This window comes from Mesorhizobium sp. BR1-1-2, assembly GCF_020165435.1.
GTDB lineage: Bacteria > Pseudomonadota > Alphaproteobacteria > Rhizobiales > Rhizobiaceae > Mesorhizobium.
This window is the reverse complement of the sequence record NZ_JAIUID010000004.1, coordinates 566832-582783: the sequence shown is the minus strand read 5'-3', so window position 1 is coordinate 582783 and position 15952 is coordinate 566832. Positions and strand designations below refer to the sequence as shown.

Sequence of the window (15952 nt, the reverse complement as noted above, 5' to 3'; positions counted from 1 at the left end):
GACCGTCTTGCATATTCGACGGCGTCATCAGGCGCACCCTAGAGTTGTCGTAACAACGTGTCGACCGTCCGAGACCGATACCCCGGCGAAAAAGGGAATAAGCCTTGCCTCATGATTCACGATCGCGCCACAGCGGCCGGGACCGGCGAAACGCAGTCGTCAATGAACCGATAATACCGATGATGCCTTCGCGGAAGCTCATGACACAGACCACGAAGATCATCCCTTGGATGATCGTCACCCAGGCGCCGAACGGGGCGAGGTAGTATTCCATAGTCGTCACGACCGTCGCACCGATGATCGGACCGAACATTGTTCCGATGCCGCCGACCAGCGTCATCATGACAACTTCGGCCGAGGTGGTGCCGACAACATCGACCAGGGACACCACCTGAAAGACCACCGATTTGAGACTGCCCGCCAAGCCCGAAAGCGCGGCCGACAGGGTAAAGAGAAGGATCTTGTAATGATTGACGCGATAGCCGAGCGACACCGCGCGATCCTCGTTCTCTCGTATTGCCCTGACTACTTGACCGAACGGCGAATGCACGATCCGGTAGGTGGCGAAAATGGCCGTCGTGACAACGGCCAGGACGATAAAGTAGAGAAGAAGGTCGTTCTCAAGCGGGACCAAACCGAATAGCTTGTTGCGCGGCAGGCCCTGCAAGCCGTCTTCGCCACCTGTAGCTTTAAGCTGGTTGCAGATGAAATACACAAGCTCGGACAATGCCAGCGTGATCATTGCAAAATAGACGCCGAGACGCCGGACTGCCAAGGCTCCGAACGCAAGCCCAAGCAGCGCCGCGGATGCAGTCGCCGCCAGAACTGCCAGTTCGGGCGTAAGCCCCCATTCTTTCAGAAGGTAACCGGCAACATAGGCCGCAGCCCCGAAATAGGCCGCATGACCAAATGAAAGAAGTCCTCCATAACCGAGCAGCAGGTTATAGGCGCACGCAAATAGCGCGAAGCAAAGAATTTTCATCGCGAATATGGGATAGACAAAGAATGGAGCAATCACGGCGATGATGGCAAGACCATACCAGAACAATCTCTTGGTCGAGGCTGAAAGTTCGCGCCACCAGCGCTCGCCATCTGGGCGCTCCAGATGCGCATCGATCTTCATGCCCCCCATCTTGCCGAACAGTCCTTCCGGACGCGCCACAAGCACCACGATCATCACGACGAAAATGACGACATATGCCGCCTGCGGGTAGAGGTACTTGGTAAGTCCCTCGATGAGACCAAGCGACAGGCCGGTTATCGCCGCGCCGCCGATCGAGCCCATGCCGCCGATGACTACGACGGCAAACACGACCAAGATGATCTCAACGCCCATATTCGGGCTAACCGAGAAAATGGGCGCTGCCAAAACGCCTGCAAGTGCCGCAAGCGCCACTCCTCCGCCATATGTCAGTGTGATCAGCAGCGGCACATTCACACCGAACGTGCCAACAAGAACCGGATTTTCTGTCGCCGCTCGCAAATAGGAACCGAGCTTGGTTTTCTCGATCGCAAGCCACACCAGAAAGCAGACCGCCAGAGAAAACGCGATGACCCAGCCGCGATAGATGGGCAGAATCATGAAACCGAAATCCCAGATACCGGAAAATTCCGCGGGAATTTCGTACCGAAGGCCGGCGCTGCCAAAATAAACGCGGGCCAGGCCCTGAATGATGAACGCCAGGCCGAAGGTCAGCAAAAGCCCGTAGAGATGGGCCTTGTCGTAGAGGTGTCGGATAAGCATCCTTTCAAGCGCGATGCCGAAGGCACCGGCCAGCAGCGGCGCAAGAAGCAGCGACCACCAGTAACCGAGCCCAAGATAGTTCAGCAGCATCCAGGAAATATACGCGCCCAGCATGTACTGCGCCCCGTGGGCGAAGTTAACGATGTTGAGCATACCGAAGATGATCGCGAGCCCAAGGCTCAGCATAGCATAGAATGCTCCGTTGATCAGACCGACGGTCAATTGAGCGAGGAGGGCATCCATTTGCTTTGTCCTTACGGGCACAGGGCCATCGAGGCATGGAACACCTCGATGGCCGTCGCCGGGATCGGTTTCAATAAAAGGGCTACTTGATCACACAGCCAGCGTCGGTGGCGCTACGAAAAGCCTTGTCGGCGGGAATGCGCGACACCACCTTGAGGAAGTCCCAATCGTATTTCGACTCATCCTCGGTCTTCACCTGGACGAGATAGCGATCAAAGGCCGCCCTGCCGTTTTCAAGGATGTGACCGTTTTTAGAGATCAGGCCGTCAATCGGCGCTTCCTTCATCTGCTTCAGGACCGCCTGGGTTTCGTCGGTGCCCGCAGCCTTCACCGCCTCTAGATAATGAGTAACCGCCGCGTAAAGCGCCGCGTGGCTTTCGTTCGGCATCTTCTTCATGCGGTCGAAATATCGATGAGCCCAAGCACGGCTGGACTCGTCCTGGTCCCAGTACCAAGTCTGGATAAACTGCAATCCGGCCAGATTTTTCAGCCCGATAGCCTTGATATCGGTCAGGAACAGGATCGGCGCCGCGATTTTCTGCTTGGCGGCGATGCCGAACTCCGTCGCCTGTTTCATCGACGTGACGAGGTCTGTCCCCGATTGAGCCAGTACGATGACATCGGCGCCAGAGGCCCGCGCCGAGAGCAGATAAGACGACATGTCCATGGTATTAAGTGGCACCAACACGCTGCCGACGACTTCGCCACCCGCCGCCTTGATCGCCGCGCGCGACACGTCTTCAAGCTGATGCCCGAAATTGTAGTCCACCGTGATGAAGAAGAAGGTGGTTCCCGGCTTGCCGGATGCAAGGGCGGTCATCAGCGACGCGCTGTTCGACCAGTTTTCGGCGCCCCACTGCTGGCCGTTCGGAGAACAGGCCTTGCCGATGATATCGGACGAGCTTGCCGTTGTATAAAGCGCTATCTTGTCGAGTTCACGCGCGATATCCTGGACGCCGAGAGCGATTGCGGAGGAGGCGAAATCGACGATGACGTTGACGCCCTCTTTCTCATACCATTCGCGTGCGATGGCGACACCGACATCGACCTTGTTCTGGTGATCGGCCACGAGCACCTCGATCGGGCGGCCGAGAACGCTTCCTCCGAAATCCTCCACCGCCATGCGCGTGGCGGTTACCGAACCGGGCCCACCGGAGTCAGCGAAGTTGCTGGACTGATCTCCCAGAACTCCAATCCGAATAGGACCGTCGGCCGCGATCGCTGGCGAAGCGGCTAAAGCGCTTCCCGCGATAAATGATGCGGCGATCAACGATCGTAACATGAGTTTCATTATCTTCCCTCCCGTTTGCTGTCAGTCTTCCGCTGGCCCTGGACCACCCATACGGCCTCCAGCCATGCTAAACTCCAAGATAGGAATGGAGCTTGGCCAGATTGTCCTCTATTTCATCATTGACGAGCATCTCGACGATCGACCCCTCGTGCACGATGTAGTGCCGGTCCGCGACCGTCTGCGCGAACCTAAAATTCTGCTCGACTAAAAGGATGGTGAAGCCGTCCTGCTTCAACCGCTCGATGGTCTTGCCGATCTGTTGCACGATGACCGGAGCTAGCCCTTCGGTCGGCTCATCCAGAAGAAGCAGCTTTGCGCCGGTGCGCAGAATGCGCCCAAGTGCAAGCATCTGCTGTTCGCCCCCAGACAGCTTCGTCCCGCGGCTCTTTTTTCTCTCCTCAAGATTGGGAAACAACTCGTAGATCTGCTCGACGGTCAGGCCGCCACGTTTCACTTGCGGTGGCAGAAGGAGGTTTTCCTCGGTAGAAAGGCTTGAGAATATTCCCCGTTCCTCGGGCACATATCCGATGCCCAAACAGGCAATCTTGCGCGAGGGAAGCCCAATCATCTCCACCCCGCCAAACATGACCGACCCTTTAGAATGGGCAAGAATACCCATCAGCGCGCGCATGATCGTGGATTTGCCGGCGCCGTTGCGTCCAAGTAGGGTAACGACTTCACCTGCATGAACATCGAAGTTCACACCATGCAGGACTGAGCCATCGCCATAGCCTCCCTCAAGGCCCCTTACCTGCAAAAGAGCAGGTGGCAAGGAAGGTGGGTCTGCTGCCATATCAAACATGACCGGCCCCGATATATGCCTCGATCACACGCGGATCGGCCGACACCGTGGCATAGTCGCCATGCGACAGGATTGCGCCGCGCGCCAGAACCGTGATGGTGTCCGACAGCGCAGCAACCACCGAGAGATTGTGCTCGACCATCAGAATTGTCCGATTTGCCGAAGATGTCCTGATCAGGTCCTCGATTAGTTTGATGTCCCCTTGGCTGACCCCGGCCATCGGTTCGTCCAGCAGCATCAATTCGGGATCGAGCGCCAGCGTGGTCGCAATCTCCAGCGCGCGCTTTCGCCCATAGGGCAGTTCGGCCGCTGCCCTGTCTGCGACGTCGGCCAGATTGACCGCCTCCAGCAGTTCCACGGCTCTTGCGTCAAGCGCATGGAGCGCCTTCTGCGGCCGCCAGAAATCGAAGTTATCGCCACGTTTGCGTTGCAGCGCGACTCGGACATTCTCGAGGACCGTCATATGGCCGAAAACGGCCGAGATTTGAAATGAACGAACCAGGCCCAAACGCGCGACATCTGCGGGGCGCATCCGGGTGATATCGCGCCCGCGGTAGGAAATCGTGCCACGGGAAGGTTGCAGGAATTTTGTAAGAAGATTGAAAAGGGTTGTCTTGCCCGCGCCATTCGGCCCGATCAATGCGTGAACAGAGCCGCGGCGGATATCGAGATCCACCTGATCGACAGCGCGGAAACCAGCAAAGTCTTTTCCAAGTCCGCGAGCCGAAAGTATTATGTCATTGTGCATTCAGCGCTCATCACCGGAGATTTATGGGACGCTTTTCAAGCGCGTTGCAGCACCGTCGGATTTGCGTCTTTCCGGGACAAGCACAGCGCTCCTAGAACGCCGGGTAACGCTAGCAGCAGCGATCGGCCGATCAATCGATGTTTGCAACAATTTCGCCAAATGAAATTCGCCCTGCGCATCCGTGAAGGATTCATTTCCTACTCGCCACGATGAGGGCCGCACCGGCTTGATCGAGCTGATCCGATAATGGGACGGTCTGCTTCCTCCTCAGGAAGAAGGAAGCCGGTGCAGTCGTAGAAACTGTGTCCGTGATAGTAGCTGTAACGACCGACGACGATGTTCGGGTTCGTGGCCTGCTTGTCGAGCGTGATGCCCCTGAAAGGAACAGCGGATGCGAACACGTTGGGTCTTGTCCATACCCTTTGACGACATACCCGCTCCAGAAGCACCGCACTGGTCTTGTCAAGCGGTTGGCCGGGCTCTAGGCCAGGGGCCGACCGCCGTCGACCGGAATGATAACACCGGTCACGAAACGAAGGTGGGTTGCGGCCGCCAATACGGCCTCGGCGACATCGTCGGGCGTGCCCAGTCGCCCCAGCGGCGTCCGGTTTGCCTGTTCGTCCCGCCAGGATTCGTCGCGACCCTTGATAAAGTCGGTGTCGACGACGCCGGGCGAGACCGACACGACCCTGATTCTCGGGGCCAGGGCACGCGCCAGCGACTTGGTCAAATTGTCGACAGCGGCTTTCGACGCACAATAGGCGACGTTGCTTCCCATGGCTGTGACCCCTGCGATCGACGAGATGTTGACGACAACCCCGCTGCCGGTGCGGTCGAGCATCGGCCGCATGGCCCGCGTCGCAGCGATCACACCGCGCACGTTGACGCTGAAAATGCGGTCGATCAATTCGTCGTCCAGGCTGTCGAGGTCCGGGTGTGGCACGAAGCGGGTTGTCCCGGCGCAATTGACCAAGACATCCAGCCGGCCAACGCTTTTCTCGATCTGCCCGGCAAGACGCGCGAGGCAGTCACTGTCCGTCACGGTCGCCTCGGCGACAAAGTGACCGCCGGGCGCCAGTGAGGAAACCAGATCGTCGGCCACCTGCCGCGAACGGTTGTAGCCGATGACAACCGAAGCCCCTTCCGCAGCAAGCCTGGATACAATCCGCGCGCCGATACCGCCGGTTGCTCCGGTGACCAGGGCGACCTTGCCCGTGAGTGTGCCTGTCATGGCCGTCTCCTGAGTGTCAAACCCCGGTGCTTCGCTTATGGGCGGCCAGCGCCATGAGATTGCGGTCGCGCCAGGCGCTGCGTTCGGCGAGTTGGGATGCGGACAACTTTTCGCGGCGCGCTTCCTCGGCCTTGGCAATCAGCCCTTCCGACCAGGGGGCTGGATCGCGCCTGGCGAGGGCGATCGAATGGTAGAGCGGTCCCAGACGTCTCGCATAGTCCGCGATCCCGCCGGGCGCATTCAGGTCGATCGTCTCGAAAGGCCCCATGAAGGACCACCGGCAGCCGAGCCCATGCGACACCGTAAGATCAATATCAGCGGCACTTGCCACGCCCTCCTCGAGCAGGGCCCAGGCTTCGTTCAGCAATGCCCCCTGAAGCCGGTTAAGGACGAACCCTTCGACTTCCTTGCGCACGATGACCGCAGCCTGCCCCATGGCCTGCATCTGCACCCGCAGCCACGCAACGGCCTCCGCGTCGGTCCAGGACGCCGGGACCAGTTCCACCAACGGGATCAAATGCGGTGGATTGACGGGATGAGCGACAAGAAAACGCCGGCGGTTGGCACAGGACCCGGTGAAGGCCGAGGCCGGAATGCCGGAGCTGGAGCTGCCTACGACCGCTTCGGGCCGCATCGCCCGGTCAATCTCCAGACAGACCGCCTCCTTGATGTTGCGCGCTTCCAGAACCGACTCCTGGATGTAGTCGGCGTCCGCTACCGCACCCTCCAGCGTATCGACAACGTGCAGCCGCCGCATGACTGCATCGACGGCATCGACCAGCCCGGCCTCTTGCATATCGGCAAGACTGGCCCGGATCTTGTCGAGCACCGCGGCGCGGATGTCGGCGCTGCCGTCATAGATGATCACATCATGGCCGGCCCTGGCGAAGACGATCGCCCAGCCACGGCCGACCAGTCCGGCACCGACAATGGCGACCTTGCGGATTGCATCCATCATTGCACCCGCGATGTCTCGCCGTCCGCGAGGCAAATTTCGGTGATCCGCAGGCCATCCTGAGTGATGCGGGACGGGAACCGGTCCTTCAGCCGCTCTTCGTGGACGGGAATGACCCGCCGCGCTTCATGGCCCACCTGCTTCATCATCTCCTCGGTGGCGAGAACGAGATTGGTCTGGCTGCCGACCGCAAGCCCCACCGGAACGTAGAGCGTCTCGATGTCGACGGCAGCTCCCGAGCCCTCGATGTTGTCGAAGACGTAGACCAGATCGCCAGCCAGCACCCAAGTGTCGTCCTTGCCGTTGCGTATGGTGACCCACATCGATCCGTAGGTATGGCTGTCAAAGGCGGCATGGAGATCGATGTCGGGCAGGACGTCCTGTTTCGCTCCGTCGATCGTCACCAACCGCTTCTGACGGGCCAGGTCGACGCCGCGCACGATGTCGCCGGGGTCGACGGCTACGTTCATCCAGCGCATGCGATCCGGCAGCGACATCGCCCAGACCCACTTCGCGATCTCCCTCTCCTGGATGTAGAAGGTCGCATTCGGGAAGTCCTCGACATTGCCGAAATGGTCGAAATGCGCGTGCGTGACGAAAACCGTGTCGACGTTCTTGGGCGAGAGGCCGATTTCGCCAAGAACGGCCTCTGGCGAGTGCCAGTTCTCGACGCCAAATTTGTCTGCGAGATGCTTGCCGTAGTCCTTGTTGTTGTAACCGACATCGACCATCGCGACGCGACCGTTGCCCTTGATCAGCGCGTAGCAGTAGGGAAGCTTGACGTAACCCTGGTTGTGGGCGCCGTAGAGCACGCCGCTCTTGTGGTAGTTGCTGACATAGCTATACTCAAGCACCCAGATCGAATATTGGCCCATTGCTTCCTCCCTGTTGTCGCCAACGCTGCGCACAGCTGCAGCAGGCGTGATTGAAATCGACCGGCGTCATACCGGCCCGCGGTTCCGACGCCGCCTGTAGCCCGGCGTAGGCGCGTTTGATCCTCTGCCCAGCCCGGTCGAGCTCCTGCTGCCAGTCGCGCCGCAGTCGGACCGAACCGAAATCGTCCAGGACCTCGCCCAGCGTCGCATGAGCGGCCCGCAGACGCGCGCAATGGCTTTCGAGCCCATGCGGCGCCTGCAAGGCGCCCAGCCGCTGCTCCATCTCCGTCCACCGTTCGCGGGCCACCGGGATGTCAGGCAGGTCGAGCACGTCGCGGCGTCCGCCGGCCTGAGCCAGGACCAGCAGGCCGGCGAGTTGGCCGATCAGCCGGCGCAGGCCTTCGTAGACGGGGCGGGTTGCCACGACGTAGCGGACGATGGCTTCGTCGGCCAACGCGGCATCGTGGATGGCCGCGACGGGTTCCTCGCTTCCGGTGACGGAGACATGGGGCGCCGCGACGACCTCGCAGTCATAACGGTGGACGCTTACCGCCCGCTCGAAGAAGCGCTTTCCGGAGATATCAGCCATGGTGCCTTTTTCGCGTCGTCGCGCGCTCGATCACCGCGCCGGGCGGGATTAGTTGGACGATCGGTTCCCGGCCGGAATTCGTGCTCAATTCCTTCGCCAGGCTGACCGTGGCCTCGAGCATCTGGTCGATGGGCTGCCGGACGGTCGTCAGCCCGTGTGAGGGCCAGTGGGCCATCTCGATATCGTCGAAGCCGACGATCGAAATGTCGTCCGGCACGCCGAGGGCCAGCTCTCGCCGCACGCCGTCGAGAAAGCCGATGGCGAGAATATCGTTGGCGCAGAAAACACCGTCGGGAACCTCTTTCAGGTCACGTAGCTTGCGCGCCGCTTCGTAGCCGGCATGATAGCTGAACTGGCCTGCCTCGATAACCGCCGGCGCGGCGAGGCCGCGCTCGACGGCGCGTTCGCTGAAGCCCCTGTGGCGCGCGACATTGGTGGAGGCATCGGGCAAGGCGGCGATGTAGGCCAGGCGCCGGTGGCCGGTGTCGACGAGATAGTCGGCGATGCTGCGGCCGCCGCGTATGTTGTCGCAGGAAATGCCGAACGCGTGGTCGTCGGCCGAGAGCCGGTTGAAAAAGATCACCGGAGTGCCGGCCCTACGGCATTCCTGCGCGGCCGCCGAAGACAAGGTGGCCGCCAGGATGATGGCAAGATCTGGCTGGTAGTTGAGCAGCAGGCGTAGCGCCTGGTCGACGTCTCCCGACTGGTCGGCGGCGACGAGCATCACGTTCATGTCGATGGCGCGAAGGGCGGTGGTCAGCCGCGTCAGCACTTCCGGATAGAACGGGTTCTTGATGTCCGCGACGACGATGCCCACGATACGCGTCCTCTTGGTGATGAGGCTGCGCGCGAAAGGATTCGGCGAATAGCCGATCTCCCTCGCACGGTTCAGCACCAGATCCCGCGTATCCTTGGCGATCACGGCATCGGCGTGAAAGGCCCTGGATACGGTCGAAACAGACATGCCGAGATCGCGCGCCAGATCCTTCACGGTCAGGCGGGGCTTGCTGTTCTTGTTGCGGGCAATGATCGACATGAAAACTCCGTTGGCGCGCTTGCTTAGGCCTGGTTGCGACCTCCATAGCGGCGGACCCGGATGTTCGCCTGCTCGGCATGCCCATAGAACCCCTCGAGGACACACAGGCGCGAACAGTACTCGCCTATCATGGCGCTCGCTTCGTCGGTCAGGACGCGCTGATAGGTGCAGGTCTTGATGAACTTGCCAACCCACAAACCGCCTGTGTAGCGGGCCGCCTTCTTGGTGGGCAGCGTATGGTTGGTGCCGATGACCTTGTCGCCATAGGCAACATTCGTGCGCGGTCCCAAAAACAGAGCGCCGTAATTGCGCATGTTGTCGAGGAAGTAGTCCGGATCGCGCGTCATGACCTGGACGTGCTCGGATGCGATCCGGTCGGCCTCCGCGACCATCTCCTCATAGGAAGCGCAGACAATCACTTCGCCATAGTCCGCCCATGCCTTGGCGGCGATCTCGGCGGTCGGCAGGATCTTCAGCTGCCGCTCGATCTCGGCCAGGGTGTCGCGCGCGAGCTTCTCCGAGTTTGTCAAAAGCACGGCGGGACTGGTTGGCCCGTGCTCGGCCTGGCCGAGCAGATCGGTCGCGCAGATCTCACCGTCGACACTGTCGTCGGCTATGACCAGCGTCTCGGTCGGGCCGGCGAACAGGTCGATGCCGATGCGGCCGTACAATTGCCGCTTGGCTTCAGCGACGAAGGCATTGCCAGGACCGACGAGCATGTCGACGCGGCCGATGGTTTCGGTTCCGAGCGCCATGGCGCCGACGGCCTGCACACCGCCCAGAACGTAGATCTCGTCCGCGCCGGCCATGTGCATTGCGGCCACGATAGCCGGATGCGGACCGCCCTGGAACGGCGGCGCGCAGGCGATGATCTTCTTCACCCCGGCGACCTTGGCCGTCACCACGCTCATATGCGCGGAGGCGACCATCGGGTATTTCCCGCCAGGCACGTAGCAGCCGACTGTTTCCACCGGAATGTTCTTGTGGCCGAGGACAACGCCGGGAAGCGTTTCCACTTCGAGGTCCTGCAAGCAGGCGCGCTGCTTCTCGGCGAAATTGCGAACCTGGGCCTGGGCGAAGCGAATATCCTCGATGTCGCTTGCCGACACCTTGGACATCGCCTGCTCGATCTCGCTGTCGCTGAGCCGGAAGGTGGGCGGCGACCATTTGTCGAAACGCTCCGACAACTCCCGGACAGCGGTATCGCCTCGCTTTTCTATGTCGGCAAGGATCGTTTCGACGGTCGTCCGGACGGCCGCATCGCTCTGGGCGACAGCTTCGGGATCCCTGCCCCGCTTCAGAAAAGTCGGCATATTCTCATCCTTATGTTGAGTCAGGTGGGCGGCAGGATGCCGTCCACCTGTTGCATTGCTGATCGTCAGGGTTTTACCGTCGGCTCGATCTTGGTGAGCTTGTATTCGTCGGCCGGAGCCTTGCACGACGAGCAGTTGATGCCGGGCGCATCGGGCGCCTGCTTCACGTCCGCGGGCAACGCCTGAATGGTCGCTCCTGGCGTTGGCTTGCCCTCGAGCGCCGACTGCAGCGACAGCTCCGGCAGCAAATCGGGATTGAAGACCTCGGTGACGAAGGAACTCGGGACCTTGTCGGACGGGAAAGCATTGCACCCGTCGGCGAACGTATCGCCCTTGCAAGGTTTGACTTGATCCGCTGGCACCCATGGCAGCGGATACTCGATGTTCATCGGCTTCAGGTCGCGCTTCTTGGTCAGGATCTCCATCATCAGCTTGAAGGCATAGCCTGACGTAGCAGGCGGCGAACCGGCGGATACACCCTTGAGACCCATGCCTTGCATCTTCGGGTCTGCCAGTCCGAGACGAAAACCATCCGAGTTCTCGCCGGTCATCGGAACCAGTTTGTTGCCCTTGTCGAGCAGCGCTTGTACGGCGCCGTATTCGCCCGCCTGAGCCCAGATGCCGTCGACGTCGGGATGCGCGGCGAGAGCCTTGGCTGTCTCCTGCTGTGTGGTGCGGTCATCCCAGTAGGAGTAGTACTCCGCGACGACCTTGATGCCGGGATACTGGTTGAAAATGTGCATCGCGCCGTCGGTGTGGCGCTTATCCACCGAGTTGCCCGGGACGCCACGGCTCAGGAAGATCTTGCCCTTGCCTCCCAGGATATTGACCAAGGCCTGAGCGGTGTTCTCGCCGAAGCCTGCGGTGATATAGCTGACATTGTATGCGCAAGGCTCGGTCACCGTGGCGTCGTACATGAAGAAGAGCACGCCCTTCTGGCAGCCGCGATGGACCGTGCGGTTCAGCGCCGTCGAGGAGATCGGGAAGCTGATGATGCCGTCGGCGCCAGCCTGTATCATGCTTTCATAGGCGGAGATCTGAGCCTGGGGGTCGGTTCCCGAGATGACTTCCTTCAGCTCCACCGTCTTGTCGTAGGGCGGCGTCTGCGCCAACGCCTTGACGATGTTCGCAGCCTCCGACTGCCACGAATTGCCGCTGTAGCTCAGCGACAGATATATCTTGAACTTCTTGTCCTGCGCTTGGGCATGGTCGACAACCGTCCCAACGCCCATGGCGGTGGCAAGCGTCAGCGACGCGGCCAGTCCCAGTCTTTTTAACAGCCTCATTTCGATCAACCTCCCGTTGGAATTTGGCCCCTGCAGGTGCCGGACCAGAGCTTGTGAGAACGTTCTCACAATTGGACAAAACACATTTCACGCACAGGCATGGTCACCTCCTCCGCGTCAGCATTCGATTTCCGAGATCGGCCAGGAATTCACCGCGCAGCACCAGCAGGGCGGCGACAATGATTGCGCCCTCTATGACGGTGCGCCATCCCTCGTTGAGGCCGATAGCGGAGATAACGGTGCCAAGTGTCGTCAGAAGAATTGCGCCGCCGACCGTCCCGATGAAAGTTCCGCTGCCGCCGAGGATCGAGGAGCCGCCGACGACGACGGCAGCGATGGAAGGCAGCATGTAGCTGTCGCCCATCCTCAGCGTCGCCCCGTTCGAATAGCCCACCAGCATCATGCCGACGAACCCTGCGCAGGTGGCACTGATCGCATAGGGGACGAGCTCGAGCCGATTGACAGCGATGCCGGCGATGAGGGCGGCGTTCCTGTTGGTGCCAAGGGCGTAGAGCCGGCGGCCGAGCGCAGTGAAGTTCTGCAGGAACCAGCCGAACAGGATGAAAGCGACGGTGAAGTAGATGACCAGCGGCACGCCGAGGAACCATTCCTTCATCAGCCACAGCAAGACGGACGGGGAACCCCCGCGCGGCGTCCCGCTGGTATAGCCGAGCGCCACCGACGCCACGACGATCGAGGTCGCCATGGTCATGATGAAGGGAGGAACCTTCAGCCAGACAATCCCCAGTCCGCTGATCGTGCCGACCAGCGCGCAAATGACCAGAATGGCCGGCAGCATGTACCAGATGCCGGCGTTGCCGTTACCAATCCAGGTCGTCGTCAACACGCCGCCGAGCGTGATGAGGGCGGGGACCGATAGGTCAAGCCCGCCGATCAGGATGACGAGCCCTTGCCCGAACGACAAGACGATCAGGAAGGACGCGAGGATAAGAACCGTCAGCACCTGATCCCAGGAACCCAGCGCCGGACTGATGAAGCGCGAGCACACCACAAGCACGATGCTCAGCCCAAACACCACGAGCGTATTGACCACCTCCCGGTCGAGCCTTTGCCTGCCGCGCCGGTCGGAATCGGCCTCGAAACGCGTCGCGACGTCCTTATGCGCGTTCACCGGATCTCTTCCTTCTTGAGCAGGCGCGCCACGGCGCTACCGAACACGATCGCAAGCACCAGCACGAAACCTTGGAATATGCCGGTGTAGAAGGACGAGACCCCACCCGAGAAAAGCACCTTCTGCAAAAGCATCAGCGTACCGGCGCCCACGATCGAGCCAATGAGGCTGCCCCGGCCGCCGCTCAACGGCGTGCCGCCGAGCGCCACCGCGGCAAAGGTGAGCATCAGGAATGGCGTGCCGGCTGTCGGATTTCCTGTCGCCGTCTGGGCGCTCAGCATGAAGCCGGCGACGCCGTAGAGGATGCCGGCGCCGACAAAGGCCGTGATGCGTACCCCTGCCACGGGCACGCCGGAGAAGCGAGCCGACTGCTCGTCGGCTCCGATCGCATAGAGGCCGATTCCGGTATTGGTCCGCCTGAAGGCAAGCCAAAGCGCGATGGCGGCAACCAGAAACAGCCCGGCGATCGGGATGATGCCGAACAGGGTGTCGGTCAGCGTATAGGTGACGAAGTCGGCAACCATACCGCCAGGCGCGTCCAGGATAACCAGCGCGAGCCCCTGGCAGACGATCATCGTGCCGAGCGTCGCCGCGATGGTCTGAAGTCCAAGCCTGGCCACGAGAATGCCGTTGATTGCACCGACGGCAGCGCCGATCGCGCAGCACATCAGGAGGCTGGCCAGTGCACCGCCCGGACCATCCAACGGATAGACCGCCATAAGCACATTGGTCAGCGAGACGACGCCCGCGACGGACAGGTCGAAGCCGCGGCTGATGACGACCAGCGTCTCGCCCGCTGCCGCGAGCGCCAATGGCGTCGAGTTGTTGACGAGGTCGGTGAAGGTGTAGACCGAAAGCGCATCCGGTTGCCAGAACGCGTAGAGCGCATAAAGCAGGACATAGATCATCGCCACGATGCCGGTGCCGCTGATGACAGCCCTCCATAACGCGGAGCGGCGGCGCGCGGGATTTGCCTGGACCGCGGTCATGCGGCCACTCCATTCACCGCGCCCGCAGCGTGGCCGATCAGCGCGCCGACGATAGTCGGCTCATCGATGGCATCGCCTTGATATTCGGCGAAGACGCGGCCGCCATAGAGCACCATGCAGCGATGCGCGAGATGGACGAGTTCCGGCAGTTCGGACGAGTAAAAGAGCACCGAGCCGCCATCGGCGGCGAACTTCCGGATCGCCTCGTAGATCGACTGCTTGGTTCCGACGTCAACTCCACGCGTCGGATCGAAAAGCAGTAGAGTGCGCGCGCCCGTCATCATGACGCGCGCCAGGAGCGCCTTCTGCTGGTTGCCACCGGAAAGCTCGTCGATCTTGAACTGCAGATAGCGCTCCTGCAGTTCGACCGCCTCAGCGGTTTTTTTTGCAATGCGACGCTCGCTGGCCGGCCAGACGACGCCGCCCTGCGCGATACGCGAAATGATAGGCAACACCATGTTGCTGGCGGTGCTGAGGCCGGCGAAAATCCCTTCCGACTTGCGGTCCTCCGGCAGGTAGGCAAGGCCGTTGCCGAAATGAAGCGCGGCGCCCGGGCCGGTGATCTGGGCGGGCATGCCGTCGATCTCGATGCCGCCGCTTTTCGCTTTGGAGAGGCCGATCATCGTCCTGAACAGGTCGCGCTGCCCTTGCCCCTCGAGCGCGGCGATGCCGACGATCTCACCTCGCCTGACATCAAACGACACGTCGCGCAAGATGCCGCCGGAGAGGCCCCGAACACTGAGCGCGACGGGCGCGGTGTCGGGGATCGAGGGCTGCGAGGCGGTCGTCTCACGCGCGCTGCGGCCGACCATCATCTCGAAAATGTTCTCATCCGAAGCGCCGGACAACTCGACCGTGCCGATGCTGCGGCCATTGCGCAGGATGGTGGCGCGCGAACATAGGGTGCGCACCTCGCCGAGGCGGTGGGAAATGTAGAGGATGGCGGTCTGCAGGTTCTTCTGCCGGCGCACGAGCTCAAACAGCCATTCGACGTCCGCCAGCGCGGCCGTCGGCTCATCGAGGATCAGCAGCTTCGAGGCATGGGTGAAGGCGCGCACGATCTCAAGCCGCTGACGATCCGAAAGCGAAAGCACGCCGGCCGGCGTGTCGGGATGAAAGTGGGAGAGACCGTAGTCGTTAAGAATCTTGCCAGCTGATGCCGTGGCGGTGCGGCGCGAGACGAGACCTAGCTTGCCCTTGGGCATTTTCGGCAGCACGAGATTCTCGGCGATGCTGAGATTCGGCAGCAGGCTGAGTTCCTGAAAGGCCGTCGCCACGCCCTGCGCCCGCGCATTAACGATGCCATGCGGCGCGTAAGGCTTGCCGAAGATCGACATGGATCCGCCGTCAGGCGTCACGACGCCGCTGAGGATTTTCACGAGCGTCGATTTGCCGGCGCCGTTCTCGCCCAACAGCGCATGGACTTCGCCTGGCCGCAGATCAATGGAGACGGAATCGAGTGCGACTGTCGGTCCGTAGGATTTTGCAATGTTCGCGATGCGAACAGCCAGCCGGATCTCGTCGGTACCCATACCTCCTCCCGAAAGGTAAGTCCGCCGCAGCGGTGAGAACGTTCTCTGAGAACGTTCTCACTAATCCACAGGCACCGCCGGTTTGTCAATTGTGAATCGTTCATTCTTTACCCTACGGACCAGGCTCCCGATCTCCGGGCGGCACTTTGTCGTCTTGGGAAGTGGCCGAGCCGGCGCCTTTTTTCC

General features: G+C 61.3%; 14 protein-coding genes and 2 pseudogenes. All 16 read right to left on the bottom strand.

From position 1 onward, the window contains the following. Nucleotides 1–109: 109 nt before the first annotated feature. Nucleotides 110–982, bottom strand: coding sequence for a branched-chain amino acid ABC transporter permease (locus tag LB551_RS12450; protein WP_318012730.1), 873 nt, complete (start codon nt 980–982; stop codon nt 110–112). A 150-nt stretch (nt 983–1132) separates the two neighbouring features. Next, a pseudogene (locus LB551_RS12445) lies at nt 1133–1987 on the bottom strand (branched-chain amino acid ABC transporter permease); the annotation flags it as partial. Nucleotides 1988–2069: 82 nt separating this feature from the next. Further along, nucleotides 2070–3278, bottom strand: coding sequence for an ABC transporter substrate-binding protein (locus LB551_RS12440; RefSeq protein ID WP_224659327.1), 1209 nt, complete (start codon nt 3276–3278; stop codon nt 2070–2072). A gap of 67 nt (nt 3279–3345) precedes the next feature. Continuing rightward, nucleotides 3346–4080 (bottom strand): ABC transporter ATP-binding protein, encoded by a 735-nt coding sequence (locus LB551_RS12435; RefSeq protein ID WP_224623843.1) that lies wholly within the window; start codon nt 4078–4080, stop codon nt 3346–3348. Next, nucleotides 4073–4828, bottom strand: coding sequence for an ABC transporter ATP-binding protein (locus LB551_RS12430; RefSeq protein ID WP_140518025.1), 756 nt, complete (start codon nt 4826–4828; stop codon nt 4073–4075). The genes LB551_RS12435 and LB551_RS12430 overlap by 8 nt, the downstream gene beginning before the upstream one ends. A gap of 236 nt (nt 4829–5064) precedes the next feature. After that, nucleotides 5065–5271, bottom strand: a pseudogene (locus LB551_RS30095) (hypothetical protein); the annotation flags it as partial. 38 nt (nt 5272–5309) lie between these two features. Next, nucleotides 5310–6059: an SDR family NAD(P)-dependent oxidoreductase gene (locus LB551_RS12425; RefSeq protein WP_224659326.1), complete on the bottom strand. Its 750-nt coding sequence runs from the start codon at nt 6057–6059 to the stop codon at nt 5310–5312. A 16-nt stretch (nt 6060–6075) separates the two neighbouring features. Continuing rightward, complete coding sequence (locus LB551_RS12420; RefSeq protein ID WP_224659325.1) at nt 6076–7017, bottom strand: 3-hydroxyacyl-CoA dehydrogenase; 942 nt, start codon at nt 7015–7017, stop codon at nt 6076–6078. Then, nucleotides 7014–7889: an N-acyl homoserine lactonase family protein gene (locus LB551_RS12415; RefSeq protein ID WP_224659324.1), complete on the bottom strand. Its 876-nt coding sequence runs from the start codon at nt 7887–7889 to the stop codon at nt 7014–7016. The genes LB551_RS12420 and LB551_RS12415 overlap by 4 nt, the downstream gene beginning before the upstream one ends. After that, nucleotides 7861–8478 (bottom strand): hypothetical protein, encoded by a 618-nt coding sequence (locus LB551_RS12410; protein ID WP_224659323.1) that lies wholly within the window; start codon nt 8476–8478, stop codon nt 7861–7863. Before LB551_RS12410 ends, LB551_RS12415 begins: the two co-directional genes overlap by 29 nt. Then, nucleotides 8471–9514 carry a LacI family DNA-binding transcriptional regulator gene (locus tag LB551_RS12405; RefSeq protein WP_224659322.1) on the bottom strand — a complete coding sequence of 348 codons (1044 nt, stop codon included), beginning with the start codon at nt 9512–9514 and terminating at the stop codon, nt 8471–8473. Before LB551_RS12405 ends, LB551_RS12410 begins: the two co-directional genes overlap by 8 nt. A gap of 23 nt (nt 9515–9537) precedes the next feature. Further along, nucleotides 9538–10827, bottom strand: coding sequence for a histidinol dehydrogenase (gene hisD / locus LB551_RS12400; protein WP_224659321.1), 1290 nt, complete (start codon nt 10825–10827; stop codon nt 9538–9540). 65 nt (nt 10828–10892) lie between these two features. After that, on the bottom strand, nt 10893–12113 hold the full coding sequence (locus LB551_RS12395) for a sugar ABC transporter substrate-binding protein (RefSeq protein WP_224659320.1): 1221 nt from the start codon (nt 12111–12113) through the stop codon (nt 10893–10895). A 103-nt stretch (nt 12114–12216) separates the two neighbouring features. Continuing rightward, on the bottom strand, nt 12217–13245 hold the full coding sequence (locus tag LB551_RS12390) for an ABC transporter permease (protein WP_224659319.1): 1029 nt from the start codon (nt 13243–13245) through the stop codon (nt 12217–12219). Next, nucleotides 13242–14234 carry an ABC transporter permease gene (locus LB551_RS12385; protein WP_224659318.1) on the bottom strand — a complete coding sequence of 331 codons (993 nt, stop codon included), beginning with the start codon at nt 14232–14234 and terminating at the stop codon, nt 13242–13244. The genes LB551_RS12390 and LB551_RS12385 overlap by 4 nt, the downstream gene beginning before the upstream one ends. Further along, complete coding sequence (locus LB551_RS12380; RefSeq protein WP_224659317.1) at nt 14231–15766, bottom strand: sugar ABC transporter ATP-binding protein; 1536 nt, start codon at nt 15764–15766, stop codon at nt 14231–14233. The genes LB551_RS12385 and LB551_RS12380 overlap by 4 nt, the downstream gene beginning before the upstream one ends. Nucleotides 15767–15952 lie beyond the last annotated feature (186 nt).

What these genes read in the sequence shown, in the direction of transcription:
- LB551_RS12450 (WP_318012730.1), bottom strand. Translation starts at nt 982, where the DNA reads ATGAAAATTCTTTGCTTCGCGCTATTTGCGTGCGCCTATAACCTGCTG.
- LB551_RS12440 (WP_224659327.1), bottom strand. Translation starts at nt 3,278, where the DNA reads ATGAAACTCATGTTACGATCGTTGATCGCCGCATCATTTATCGCGGGA.
- LB551_RS12435 (WP_224623843.1), bottom strand. Translation starts at nt 4,080, where the DNA reads ATGTTTGATATGGCAGCAGACCCACCTTCCTTGCCACCTGCTCTTTTG.
- LB551_RS12430 (WP_140518025.1), bottom strand. Translation starts at nt 4,828, where the DNA reads ATGCACAATGACATAATACTTTCGGCTCGCGGACTTGGAAAAGACTTT.
- LB551_RS12425 (WP_224659326.1), bottom strand. Translation starts at nt 6,059, where the DNA reads ATGACAGGCACACTCACGGGCAAGGTCGCCCTGGTCACCGGAGCAACC.
- LB551_RS12420 (WP_224659325.1), bottom strand. Translation starts at nt 7,017, where the DNA reads ATGATGGATGCAATCCGCAAGGTCGCCATTGTCGGTGCCGGACTGGTC.
- LB551_RS12415 (WP_224659324.1), bottom strand. Translation starts at nt 7,889, where the DNA reads ATGGGCCAATATTCGATCTGGGTGCTTGAGTATAGCTATGTCAGCAAC.
- LB551_RS12410 (WP_224659323.1), bottom strand. Translation starts at nt 8,478, where the DNA reads ATGGCTGATATCTCCGGAAAGCGCTTCTTCGAGCGGGCGGTAAGCGTC.
- LB551_RS12405 (WP_224659322.1), bottom strand. Translation starts at nt 9,514, where the DNA reads ATGTCGATCATTGCCCGCAACAAGAACAGCAAGCCCCGCCTGACCGTG.
- hisD (WP_224659321.1), bottom strand. Translation starts at nt 10,827, where the DNA reads ATGCCGACTTTTCTGAAGCGGGGCAGGGATCCCGAAGCTGTCGCCCAG.
- LB551_RS12395 (WP_224659320.1), bottom strand. Translation starts at nt 12,113, where the DNA reads ATGAGGCTGTTAAAAAGACTGGGACTGGCCGCGTCGCTGACGCTTGCC.
- LB551_RS12385 (WP_224659318.1), bottom strand. Translation starts at nt 14,234, where the DNA reads ATGACCGCGGTCCAGGCAAATCCCGCGCGCCGCCGCTCCGCGTTATGG.
- LB551_RS12380 (WP_224659317.1), bottom strand. Translation starts at nt 15,766, where the DNA reads ATGGGTACCGACGAGATCCGGCTGGCTGTTCGCATCGCGAACATTGCA.